Source organism: Actinomadura bangladeshensis, from assembly GCF_004348335.1.
GTDB lineage: Bacteria > Actinomycetota > Actinomycetes > Streptosporangiales > Streptosporangiaceae > Spirillospora > Spirillospora bangladeshensis.
The window spans coordinates 1-11456 of sequence record NZ_SMJW01000248.1; the positions used below are offsets into that span (position 1 = coordinate 1).

Here is an 11456-nt window from a genome sequence, read left to right on the forward strand (position 1 = left end):
GGGCGGGCCTCCAAAGCTCGGGCGGAACCAGGCCGGGTTGGACGGGATCCAGGCCAGTGAAGAACCCGGCGATCTGCGTCGGAGTGCGCAGCCGGTAGGGCACCGCGCCAGTGGTGTTGTAGGCGTCCTGCGCCTTGGTGAGCGCAGCACTGGTCGTGACTGCATCGCTGAGGACCAGAAAGCTGCCCGGCGCCAGACCGTCCATCAAGCCGCGCACGATCGCGTGCGCGGCCTCGGTGTCGTCGATATGGCCCATGACGCCCAGCAAGAGGACCGCAGTGGGGTGGTGGAGGTCCAGGTGCTGGGCTGCGCCGGCCAGCACGGTGCGGGTGTCGGTGAGGTCGGCGTTGACGTGACCGACCGCGCAGCCCGGCCCACCGGTCAGCAAGGCCCGAGCGTGGGCGATCACCAGGGGGTCGTTATCGACGTAGACGACTCGGGTGCCCTCGGCCGCTGATCGTGCGGCGGTGTGGGTATCGGTGGCGCGAGCGTCACGGCGTGGGGACGGCAGGCCGGGTCCGATGTCGATGAATTGCCGCACGCCCAGTTGGGTGAGGTACTTGATGGCCCGGTTTCCGAAGGCCTGCTGTGCTGCCATCAGTTCCGCGACGGCGGGGTAGAGCTCTGCGAACGCGTCGGCGGCGCTCCGGTCCGCCTCGTAGTGATCGTGACCGCCGAGCAGGTAGTCCCAGACCCGCGCCGAATGCGGCACCAGCCGGTTGATGTCCTTCAGCGCGGGCGCGGGAACACCTGCACCCGCCATAGCGACCTGTTGCAGCGGAGTCGGTGGCAGCGGAGTGAGGGCGAATTGCGGGCCTTCCGTTTCATTCGCGATCAGGGATGCCTGTGGGGTGGAGTTTTCGCCGGACGTTTTTTCGAGTGCAGCGGTGCTCTCCCCGGCAATCTTGTGCTGCGAGGGTGCAGCGGGCACTCGCGGCAGGTCGGCGGCGCACATGTCCGGGACGGCTACGTCCGCCGCGCGCAGCACCGTGGCGGCGTAGTCGAGCAGCTGGTCAGCGCACGTTCCAGAGAGTGCACGGCTGAAAGTCGGGAGTTCGGCGACGATGTGCTTCCACTCGACCTCGGTGAGGTCGCGCCGCGCGATCTGGGTGAACCAGGCCCGGTCCAGGACGAGGACGGCCAGACCGTAACGTTCCGCCAGATCGATCAGTGCTCGGGTGGGGTCGCCGCTGTAGTGGCCGTCGACCAGCGTCTCCACCGCGGCGTGGAAGCTGGACCGGCGTTCGCTGTTCAGCAGCTCATAGACCTCTGCAGCGCGGTAGCGGCGGTGGCCGCCCACGGTCCGGATCGAGGAGAGCTTCTTCTGCCGCGCCCAGCGGGTGACGGTCTTGGGATCCACCCGGAACAACGCGGCGACCTCGGCCGGCGTCAGCAGTTCAGGAGAAGTCATGGGAACCGTTGTTTTCGATGAAGGGGTCACGGAATGGCGCGGGGCGCCGGACGGCGGGGACGTCCGGCCCGGCTCAGGAAGTGCACTCCAACTCGGGGTCGAGGCACCGGCGGGGGAGACCACGAGGCGGAGTTCGCAGGCGGAGTTCAGGCGGCGTGGTCGGCCGCGGCCGACTGCTGGGCGGAGGGCGGGTGTAGTGCTGTGATGTGGGCCAGGCGACGCGACCACTGGCCTTTGCCGGCGCCGAGCGCGGATTCGGCGAGACGATGCAGTTGGACGTCGCCCGTTCCGGCGGGCGCGTCGATGTGCATCGCGTCCCGCACCAGGCGCTCGATGGGACGGTCACGCCGAAGTCCGGCCGCCGCGTGGACCTTCATCGCGTCCAGGGCTGATTCCCACAGTGATTCCACGCCGTACTGCTTGGCCGCCACGAGCTCGTCGTCGCAGTCCCGGCCGTGGTCGAGCAGATGGACGGCCTGATAAGCCAGGGAACGGGCGGTCATCAGCCGCTGCTTGATCCGTCCGATCCGCTGCTCGACCGTGGCGAGCCGGGCCAGCGGCGCGCCACGGTGATGCCGCCGCTTGGCGAAGGCAACGGTCTCGTCGAGTAGCGCCTGATGGATGCCGAGCGCGACCGCGGTGAGATTCGGCCGCCCGTACAGGACCGACGAACTGTAGGCGACGTCGAGCCCGCCACCTTCACCGCCGATCATGCTGGAGACCGGAACCCGGACGTCCTGCATGACCAGGTCACCGAAGCTGAACCCGTGCAGCCCCAGGCACGGCTCATACGGGACCAGCCGCAGCCCCGGCTGGTCATGCTCGACCAGGAACGCGGTCAGACTCCGGGAACGCTCCGACTCGGGACCGGTGCGGACAACGACGCCGTGCACGTGCCCTACGTGGGAGTTCCCGACATAGAGTTTCCGCCCGTTCAGCACCCACTCCTCGCCGTCACGGTGGGCGCTGGCCTGCATGTCCAGGACGTTCCCGCCCGATCCCTCCTCGGTCACCGCGATCGTCGGCAGGCAGGCGCCGGCGGCGATCGGCGGCAGCCACCGCTGCTTCTGCTCCTCGGTCCCGAAGTGGAGGATCTTGGCGGCACCGAGCTGGGACGCCTGGACCATGGCGCCCATCGCGCCCGACACCCGGGCCAGTTCCTCGATCACGATGGTCTTGGCCAAATGCCCAGCGCCCATGCCCCCGTACGCCTCGGGGATGGTGACCCCGATCCATCCCTGCCGAGCGATCAACGCAGAGGTTTCGACATCGACGGTTCGGGAGGACTCCATGCGGGCCACGCGCGGCGCGACCTCGGTTTCGACGAAGGCGCGAACGGCCTTGCGCAGATGCTGATGGTCGTCGGTCTCGAACACGGAAACCATCCCCTTTCAATTCCTGGGGCTACTGCCGGGCGGTCGGATCCGGCAGACGTCATTGCCGCAGGTCGGTATCAAGTGCTCCGTCATCGGACTCACGGACGCCGACCCGATCGGCTCGCCGCGCAAGCACGTTCATGAGCGCGTCGCGGTGCCGCTTGATGAGCGCGAGCGAGGTGTGACCGGTGTCCTTGGGAAGGGGCTCGGTGCCGATGACGCACACGGTGCCCAGCACGGTCCCGGCGGCCTCGTGGACGAGCGGCGCGCCGGCGTAGGTGCGGACGCCCAGCTTGTCGACCACCGGATTGGACGCGAAGTGCGGGTTGGCGCACACGTCCGCCAAGATCAGCGCCTTGGTGCGGTCGAGCATCTCGGGGCAGAACCCGTGATCGGGCCGCATGGTCCTGTCCACCGCCCGCATGCCCGGCGGGACGTGCAGTCCGACGAAGGTCTGCTCCTCCTCGGTGAACAGGTTCACCATCGAGTACAGGCCTTGGCCGTGCTCGCCGAGTTCGGCGGCGAACGCACTGGAGATCTGGGCCGCGAACTGGTCGAATTCGGCGTCCGGGGCGCCTTCGAGGCCGAGTGCCGCCAGCACTTCCAGGCGTTGCTCGGCTCCGTCGCGCCAGGTCGACACGTGCAATCCGCCGTTGGCGTCGTACTTCATAGGGACGCTCCGTGGGCGAGGGGCTGCTGGGGCTGTGCAGGCTGTTGCGGGTCCGTCAGTGCGTGGTCGACCAGAGTCAGCAGCACGGTGATGGCCAAACGCTGGTCACGGGCGTCGCAGCGCACGACCGGCACATGGTCGGGCACGTCGAGGGCTTGGCGGACTTCGGTGTGGGTGTAGCGGTGCGGTGCGTCGGTGAACTCGTTGATTGCGACCACGAACGGGATGCCGCGCTGCTCGAAGTAGCCGATCGGACCGAAGCTGTCGGGCAGCCGGCGGGTGTCGACCAGCACCACGGCGCCGACCGTGCCGTAGGTGAGGTCGTCCCAGGTGAACCAGAACCGGTCCTGACCCGGGGTGCCGAACAGGAACAGCACCATTTGCTGTTGGGGGAAGCTGAGGCGGCCGAAGTCCAGCGCCACGGTGGTGGTCGTCTTGTTCTCCACTCCGGCCAGGGAGTCGACGCCGTCGCTGACCACGGTCAGGTGCTCCTCGGTGGTCAGCGGATCGATCTCGCTGACCGCGCCGATCATCGTGGTCTTGCCGACGCCGAATCCGCCGCTGACGATGATCTTCACCGGGATGGGAGCCTGACTGCTTCGGCCGTTTCCGACGCTTTGGGGGCGGTCAGGCGACATGGGACAGCTTCGTTTCGAGGCCGGAACGCAGCGCCTCCAAGACCTGCAGGCGATCGGACGCGGCCGGGTGGCGAGGAACGGCCATGACCAGTGCGCCGCAGTCGATCAGATCGGACAGGACGACCTTGGCGGCTTGGACGGGAAGGCTGAGACGCGCGGCGATCTCGGCGACCGGGCACGGCTGGGCACGGCACAACTCGACGGCCCGGACGGCCTCTGGCGCCAGTCCACGGACGGGTGGGGAGTCGGCCGCTTCCAGCAGGGTGACCAGCCGCATCGAATGCTGCGGACGGGTTCGGCCGCCGGTGATCGCGTAGGGACGGACCTCTTCGCTGTGGTAGGTCTCCCACGGCTGATCCCACTGGTCGGTGCCGATCGGGCCTGCCGCGGGCGCCGTTGTGGGGGCACCTGTAGGGCGCCGCGGGTCGTGGTCTGCTGACTTGGACATGGTCACCGGCCGCCGTCGATGTGCCGGCCGTCGCGAGTCGCGGTGGTCAGGTGCTCGGCCACGCTCTTGACGAGCCGGCTCATCTCGTAGCCGACCACGCCGGGATCGGCCTGCGGCTCGGCCAGGACGCCGAGCACGCTCCCGACCAGGCCCGGCTCGGCGCCTGCCCCTGCCGCGGCAGCGTGATCGGCGGTCATGACGAACACCAGGACACTGCTGTCCTCGATGATGGCCTGCCGGAAACCGTCGTCTCGGGCACCGACGAGGGTGGCGGCGGAGCGGGCGAGAGAGTGCAGGCTGGACGTCCACGCGGCAGCCCGGTCCGCCCCATCGGTGTCCAGGCCCGACACCGCCATCTTCAACCCGTCCCGCGACACCAGCATGGCGCCGGTGACACCGGTGACCCGGCCTGTGAACTCCTCTAGAAGCCAGCTCAAGCCCTCCGCCGCCGGAACCGCAGCAGCGTGAAGTGGAGGGGCCGTTCCCAGAGCAGTAGCTGGGGGAGTGGGGGTCATCATTGAAGTCTCTCCGTAGGTGTCGAACAGTCGAGTCCTGGGACGGAGGTCAACAGGTCTCCGGCTCGTTGGTGTGGTCGCGCTGCTGACCGGCCTGACCGCGCCGGATGCCGGAGGCAAACCGCGCCATCAGCTCCGGGGATGGCGGCTGTACCGATAGCGGTGCCGGCGTGGTGGGCTCAGGCTGATGTTGTGAAATTGCGCTCGCGGCAGGGTGCTTCTTGAAGCGTCGGGGAAGAGAGGGCCGTCCGTCCGGCAGCGTCGACGGGTCTGCAAGCGGAGGCAGGGCGGGTGTTGCGGATCGCTCCTCCACCAGCGGCCCCTGCAGGGCCGCACGCGGCAGAGGCGGACGAGGTAGGCGCGGTGGCGGTAGTGCTGGGGGATCGGTCGGGGCGACTCGGCGGCTGCGGGAGACTGCCTGCGGGAAGGCGGCAGCAGAAGCCGGAGACGTCAACAAAGTGCGAGGCAGCATCACCAGCGCACGAAGCCCGAGCTCCTGCGGATGCAGTTCGATCTGGATGCCGTGGCGTGCGGCCAGCCGTGCGGCCACCAGAAGACCGATCTGGCCCAGCCGCACCTGTTCACGCAAGCTGACTTGGAAGGGCTCAGCCAGAATCCGCCGTAGCCCGGCGAGCCGCTCGGCTGACAGCGGCAGGTCGCCCTGGTCGCGGATCTCCACGACCAGTCCTTCGGGGGTCGTGGCCGTCACCATCCGCACCGTGGTGTCCGGACGGGAGAACCGGGTGGCGTTCTCCACCAGCTCCGCCAGGACGTGGATCACGTCCGGGCCCGCGTACCCCGGAACCTCCACATCGTCGTCGGGCAGCCTCAACCGGACCCGGTCGAACGCCTCGACCTCGGCCATCGCCTGGCGCAGCACCGTCGAGATCGGCATCGGCGCGGCGGCGCGGCGCGCGGTACGCCCGCCCAGCACCGCCGACCGCTCGGCGGCGCGGCGCATCTGCGTGACCAGGTGGTCGATCCCGTACAGATCCGCGAGGAGATCGGGATCCTCCAGGTCATTCTCGACGGCCTTGAGGCGTTCCAGCGTCCGGCTCACCAGCGAGTGCACACGATGGCCGACGTAGACCAGAACTTCGCCGTCGGGTTCTTCCACCGCATCCGGCCGGAGTCCCGATGCGTGCGCCATGCGGGCGCGGGCTCGTAGATCGATCTCGATGGCCGCGGTGACGGCATCGGCGGTGGCGTCGTAGGCGTTGGCCGGGCTGAACGGCTGGAAATAGCGTGCCCCGGCGAGTCGCCCCCGCAGCGTCCGCTGCCAGTGCCAGTACAACTCACCAGGATCACGCGGGCCCGGCAGCAGCACCACTAGCCGACCCGCGTACGGGTGGACGTCCACGCGCTGTACTGCGACCGCTATCGCACCCGCTGGGCTCCCCACCTGCGGACTGCCTGAGACGCGCAGGCCGCGGTCGGTGAGGCACCTGGCCAGTTCTCGTGCGTGTTCGCGCGCGTGCTCAGGTGGCTCTGCGTGCCGCGTCATGAGGCGCCACCTCGTGTCCGGGCCAATAGCCGCCGTTTGCCGGGAAGCACAGCAGCCATGCCCAGGACGCGGACCGTCTCGGAGACCGCGCCATCGCGGGAGCCGTCCACGGACCAGCGCTGGACGTCCACCAGGCCTGGCGGGGTGACGATGTCCCATCCGTCGGCCAGCGCCAGGATCTCCTCGTAGGTGCGGAAGCGGATCTGACCGGTCGCGCCCTGGTAGGCGCGGGTCATCGCGGCTACGCGCCCGCCGTCGGCTCGGGAGGAGGTCGCGTGCGAAAGGATGACGACGCTGCCGGGCGCCAGACGGCGCCGAAGCCCTGCCATGACAGCGGCAGGGCTGGGCACGAAATGCAGGACGGCGGCCAAGACCACCGCGGCCGGCTCGAACATGTCCAGCAGACCGGCAGCATCGGGATTGCAGAAGATCGTGTCCAAGTCGGTGACATCGCCCGACAGCACCCCGCCGTATCCGGGGCGCAGCACCTTCGCGTGCTGCCGCACCATCTCGTCGTGGTCGTAGGCGACCACGACAGCGTCCGGATCGGCCGCCTTGACGCACTCCTCCACCGAGGGGATCGGGATGCCGGTGACGATGCCGACCCCGATATCGAGGACCTGCCGGAGCCCGTGCTCCGCGACGGCCCAGCCGGCGGCTCGGCCCGCGAACCGCAGGTTCTCCCGGGCAACGTCCGGCGCGTCAGGGGCCGACCGGACGATCGCCCTCGCGGCTTCGGCGTCGACGCCGAACCAGTTCTCGCCGCCCAGCAAGTAGTTGTAGATGCGGGACGTACTGGGACGGGCATGGACGAGTCCCGAACTCCCGGCCGCATCGACGTTCACGACGCCACCTCTGCGAGCTTCGCGCGCAGGTCCGCCGGGGTGTCGGCGTCGATCAGGTTCGGCTTGTTGAACAGTTCGCGGGGCACCGGGTACAACTGCGCCCACCAGCGCCCCTCATCGGAGTAGATGAAGGTCCAGCCAGGGAAGTCCCTTTTCAATTCGGCCTTGGCCTCTGCACCGGTGGCGGCGCGGGCGTGTGTTGTCGCGGTCATCGTGATCTCTCTGGCGGGGGAAGGCGAGGGTGGATGCGGCGGGAGAGCCCTGGTGCCGGCAGACCTCCCATCACCGCCGAAGGAAGGCGTCAGGCGGTCGGTGAGGACCTGGGACCAGAAGAAGCCGCGGCCACGCCCAAGGTGCCGGCTGCGACACGATGTCGTCCGTCTCACCGCGACCTCTCCGATCCGTTGATCTGTCGCCGTCGGAATGACAAATCGATCGTGGTGGAGGAGCGCTGGCGCGACCAATGTCGAAGCGTCCTACAGTGATCGTCCACCGGTAGGCCACATTGGACTTGAAAGCCTGTGACCAGGGATTACAGTGGGTCGGAGCAAGTGACCTGCGGCTGAAGGGACGAGGCCGGATAAATGGCCGAACGATCGGATGATCGAGCCTGTCCGGCTTGCCATATCACTCGCTTGAGCCGTTACAACAACGACCCGCTGTGCGGGGCGTGCCTTCTCGCCGTCCGTGACCGCGTGGGCGTGACCCCGGCGTGGCTGTGGGACTCGGTGCCGTTACGCCAGGCCCTGGCCAGGACGGACATGGCCGCGGTAATGGCGATCCTGCGCGGGGCCGCCGGGATGAGCCAGCTCGAGTTCGGCCATATCCTGGGCTGGTCCCAGTCGGTCATCACCAAGATCGAGTGCGGGAGGCGTGACACCTTCCACGACATCCGGGAGATACTGCGGATAGCGGATCTCCTCGATATGCCCCGTCAAGCTCTCCTGCCGTTAGTCACGGGATGCGTTGATCCCGAATGTGGAACCGACCAGGACATTGCCTTCTGGGAGGATGCCATGGACCCACTGCGGCAGGTGGGCCGGCGAGAGTTCACCGTGATGGTCTCCGGTCTCGCGTTGGCGGCGGCACTGCCGCCAGAACGTGCAGACCGCGGTCACGTTCGATATCTGCAGGCGAGTCTGGAGCGGCTGCGCAGGCAGGACGCCGCAGTCGGCGGCGGAACGCTGCGGACTCAGGCCGTACGCCTCTTTGCTCGTGCCCGCGCCATGCTGGACGAGTCGGACTACACAGAGCAGGTCGGTCGCGAGCTGATGGCCGTCACCGCCGACCTCGGCCTGGTCTCGGCGTGGCTCGCCTACGACTCGGGAGACCAGGCTTCCGCCCGCGCCCTCTACAGCGAGGCCGAACTGCTGGCCGGTAGTGCCGGCGACAGCAAGGTCCTGGCGCACGTGTACGCCAATATGGCGCAACAGGCCGTTCACCTGGCCCGCAGCACAGAACGCCGGGGCACCGCACGCGAAGCCCTCCGCTTCATCGACCGCGCCGCGGACAGCGCCCGATACATCCCGTCCTCAGCTCTGCACGCCCTGCTCGCCTTGCGGCAAGCCCTCGCATACTCCCAGCTCGGTGACGCTGCCGCCTTCCGCGCCGCCATCGACCGAGCCCGGCGCGAAGCCGACCGCGGCCCCCACGACAGCGATCCGTCCTGGACCGCCTTCGTCACCCACTCCGAGATCGCCGGGTATGAGGCCATGGGAGCCGTCCAACTAAATCGCCCCGGCGACGCCGTCCCCCTCTACCAGGCAGTACTGGACGACGACGGACGTTCCCCGCGCGACCGCGCCTACTACCGCGCCCGGCTTGCCGCCGCGTTGTGCGCTGCTGGAGACCAACGTGAAGCGGTAGCCGAGGGCCTTCGAGTCGTGGGAGACCTCGGTGAAGGACTCACCTCCACCCGGGTCCTCAACGAGCTGCGCCCCGTACGCAGCGGCACTCACGAACTGACCCTGGATATCCATCAGGAATTCTGTCAGCAGTTCGATGCCGCAGAACGCGCTCTAGCGGCCACGTGAACAGAAGGGGAACGGAGATCATGGCTGCCTCAAGCCCGATCGTCCATCGCCGATTCGACAGCGCCGGCGCCCGTGCTCAGCGCGATGTGGTCTCACAAATCCACCGCGACGCCTACAGCGACCGAATCGCCACCGGCGACGAATTCGCCAGCGACGAAGCGTTCATGACCCGCTTCGACGCCTACACTGCCCGAGACGGATTCGGCCTGATCATCGCCTACGTCGATTCTGAACCGACGCCACAGCCGGTCGGCCAGACCTGGGGCTGGCCGCTACCTCCCGAGACCAAGTGGTGGGAGGGGCTGGAAGACCCACCAGACCCCGACTTCACTCAGGAAGACGGTCACCGTACCTTCGCGCTATCGGAAATCATGGTCGGCCGCCCTTGGACCGGCAAAGGAATCGCCCGCAGCCTCCACGATGAACTCCTGCGCCCACGCACAGAAAAGCGTGCGACGCTGCTAGTCCGCCCGGACAACCCGGCCTACGCCATCTATGAACGCTGGGGCTGGCGCAAGGCCGCCCGACTCCGCCCCGGCTGGCCGGGCGCCCCCTTGATGGACGTCCTCATGCTCCCGCTGCCCCTGAACCCCTCTCGGACCGAGGGAGCCTGAAACGAGCGTTTGGAGTCGCGTCTCTTCCAGATCTGGCCGGCTCCCTACCTGCCGCTGCACGTGCTCAAACAGACCGACCTGTGCGGCCAAGGCCTGCGCCGCCCCGCACACCCCGCCGGGGAGTAGCTACTCCAGCAGCGCTCGTCCCGGCTTCAACCGCCGTACTACCCGGCCGCTGGCCGCCCGGCGAACGACGAAGCCTGCGGCACACCGACCCGAACACGACACACTCGAATACAACAGGCTGCCGGTCTCAGGTGCTGCCGAAGGCTCGCAGGTCCGATTGCTCAGGCGGCCGTGATCGCGGCGAGTAGCGCGCCTTGGCTTTCGAAGGGCAGGTCCGCCAGTCGAGGTCGGAGAATCGCGGCGTGTTCGATGAACACCGCTTTGCATTCGGCGCGTTCGGGACGCCTCTCGTCGCTGCCGAAGAGGAGGGCGAGTCTCGGGTCGGTGTCTCCGACAGGCTGCACATACTCCGCTATGACGACGAGGAAGTCGATGATCTTTGCTCGACCTGGGACGGCTTTGTCGGCGCTCAGCTTGATCAGATAGGGCAGCGCAAGAGCCATGGCAGGGTTGAGGTGGAAGACGTCGTCGGTCAGCACGATGCCAAGGATTCGCAGTGCTTCATCCTGCGCCGGGGCGTCCAACAGACCGCGGATCAGGACTGGGATCGCGGCGGGGCATCCAGGGATCTGTGACCATGACGCGTCGTCAAGGCCTCGCAGCAGTGGGTGGTCGCGGCCGATCGCTGATGCCGTCGGGTGTTCGCGGAGGAACCGCCTGATCGCGGCTTCCTTTCCGGCCAGGTCGTGCACGCACATGTGTCTGCTTCCTTCGCCGCGTCGGGTGTTGATCGACCCTATTGGTGAACGCTCCGGGTTCGGTCGCGGTTCCGCTCGTTGATGGGCAGCCGACCGTCGTCGACGTAGTCAGCAAGGTAGATCATGACGCTTTCTGCGGTCATCCCGAACGCCGCGCGGCACAGCTCAAATCGTGATCGTGAGTGAGGCTGCGCGCCAGTCCGGCGTGCCCCGCCACCTGCACGCTCTTACGTCAGTTGGCAATGCCTCCAAACCCCTTTGCAACCGCCTTGGGTCCACGCTCCTCGGTGCATGCGAAATCGAATATCACCGGGCAGTGGCACCCTGATGCGAAGCAACAACTGGTGCCTCGACCTCGTCTCGTCCACACGCGGAGGGTCTGTCTTCGCACGGACACGAACCCAGCACCTCGCGACCGCCGCCTTCAAGTCGCCGTAGCGGACCTTGCCAGTGAGCTAATTCCAACCTCATTTGGCCTGGTGGTGCAGGGTGAGGATGGCTTGGACGATGGCGGTCAGGCGGCTTGGTGAGCAGCGGGCCTTCCGGAGAATGTGCCAGTGCTTGAGTGTCGCGGCGCC

At 67.9% G+C, this 11456-nt stretch carries 12 protein-coding genes and 1 pseudogene; 2 read left to right on the top strand and 11 right to left on the bottom strand.

Annotation, left to right across the window (positions count from 1 at the left end; translation table 11 throughout):
- The 10 genes and pseudogenes from E1284_RS43360 to E1284_RS32795 all read right to left on the bottom strand — a co-directional run.
- On the bottom strand, positions 1-955 hold a 955-nt coding region (locus E1284_RS43360; RefSeq protein ID WP_341770445.1), incomplete at its 3' end, for an SAM-dependent methyltransferase.
- A gap of 297 nt (positions 956-1252) precedes the next feature.
- Positions 1253-1411, bottom strand: a pseudogene (locus E1284_RS43365) (BldC family transcriptional regulator); the annotation flags it as partial.
- Between the two features lie 146 nt (positions 1412-1557).
- Positions 1558-2796 (bottom strand): acyl-CoA dehydrogenase family protein, encoded by a 1239-nt coding sequence (locus E1284_RS32760; protein WP_131944039.1) that lies wholly within the window; start codon positions 2794-2796, stop codon positions 1558-1560.
- 49 nt (positions 2797-2845) lie between these two features.
- The gene (locus E1284_RS32765) at positions 2846-3457 is read right to left on the bottom strand and encodes a GAF domain-containing protein (protein ID WP_131944040.1); all 612 of its coding nucleotides are present in this window, start codon (positions 3455-3457) and stop codon (positions 2846-2848) included.
- Entirely contained in the window at positions 3454-4035 is a 582-nt protein-coding gene (locus tag E1284_RS32770) for a GTP-binding protein (RefSeq protein ID WP_341770444.1), read from the bottom strand. The genes E1284_RS32765 and E1284_RS32770 overlap by 4 nt, the downstream gene beginning before the upstream one ends.
- A 49-nt stretch (positions 4036-4084) precedes the next feature.
- On the bottom strand, positions 4085-4543 hold the full coding sequence (locus E1284_RS32775) for a DUF742 domain-containing protein (protein ID WP_131944042.1): 459 nt from the start codon (positions 4541-4543) through the stop codon (positions 4085-4087).
- Between the two features lie 2 nt (positions 4544-4545).
- Complete coding sequence (locus tag E1284_RS32780) at positions 4546-4980, bottom strand: roadblock/LC7 domain-containing protein (protein ID WP_165965515.1); 435 nt, start codon at positions 4978-4980, stop codon at positions 4546-4548.
- A 127-nt stretch (positions 4981-5107) separates the two neighbouring features.
- Positions 5108-6352, bottom strand: coding sequence for a sensor histidine kinase (locus E1284_RS32785; protein ID WP_131944044.1), 1245 nt, complete (start codon positions 6350-6352; stop codon positions 5108-5110).
- A 206-nt stretch (positions 6353-6558) separates the two neighbouring features.
- Positions 6559-7407, bottom strand: coding sequence for an SAM-dependent methyltransferase (locus tag E1284_RS32790; RefSeq protein WP_165965516.1), 849 nt, complete (start codon positions 7405-7407; stop codon positions 6559-6561).
- On the bottom strand, positions 7404-7619 hold the full coding sequence (locus tag E1284_RS32795) for a hypothetical protein (protein ID WP_131944046.1): 216 nt from the start codon (positions 7617-7619) through the stop codon (positions 7404-7406). Before E1284_RS32795 ends, E1284_RS32790 begins: the two co-directional genes overlap by 4 nt.
- Before the next feature lie 423 nt (positions 7620-8042).
- On the opposite strand from E1284_RS32795, the gene E1284_RS32800 reads away from it, so the two are divergent.
- On the top strand, positions 8043-9440 hold the full coding sequence (locus E1284_RS32800) for a helix-turn-helix domain-containing protein (RefSeq protein WP_165965517.1): 1398 nt from the start codon (positions 8043-8045) through the stop codon (positions 9438-9440).
- Positions 9441-9460: 20 nt separating this feature from the next.
- Positions 9461-10054: a GNAT family N-acetyltransferase gene (locus E1284_RS32805; protein ID WP_131944048.1), complete on the top strand. Its 594-nt coding sequence runs from the start codon at positions 9461-9463 to the stop codon at positions 10052-10054.
- Positions 10055-10341: 287 nt separating this feature from the next.
- On the opposite strand, the gene E1284_RS32810 is transcribed toward E1284_RS32805, so the two are convergent.
- Positions 10342-10878 (bottom strand): hypothetical protein, encoded by a 537-nt coding sequence (locus E1284_RS32810; protein WP_131944049.1) that lies wholly within the window; start codon positions 10876-10878, stop codon positions 10342-10344.
- Between the last annotated feature and the right edge of the window lie 578 nt (positions 10879-11456).

Coding starts and splice junctions, on each gene's coding strand:
- E1284_RS32805 (WP_131944048.1), top strand. CDS start 9,461: ATGGCTGCCTCAAGCCCGATCGTCCATCGCCGATTCGACAGCGCCGGC.
- E1284_RS32760 (WP_131944039.1), bottom strand. CDS start 2,796: ATGGTTTCCGTGTTCGAGACCGACGACCATCAGCATCTGCGCAAGGCC.
- E1284_RS32795 (WP_131944046.1), bottom strand. CDS start 7,619: ATGACCGCGACAACACACGCCCGCGCCGCCACCGGTGCAGAGGCCAAG.
- E1284_RS32810 (WP_131944049.1), bottom strand. CDS start 10,878: ATGTGCGTGCACGACCTGGCCGGAAAGGAAGCCGCGATCAGGCGGTTC.
- E1284_RS32765 (WP_131944040.1), bottom strand. CDS start 3,457: ATGAAGTACGACGCCAACGGCGGATTGCACGTGTCGACCTGGCGCGAC.
- E1284_RS32775 (WP_131944042.1), bottom strand. CDS start 4,543: ATGTCCAAGTCAGCAGACCACGACCCGCGGCGCCCTACAGGTGCCCCC.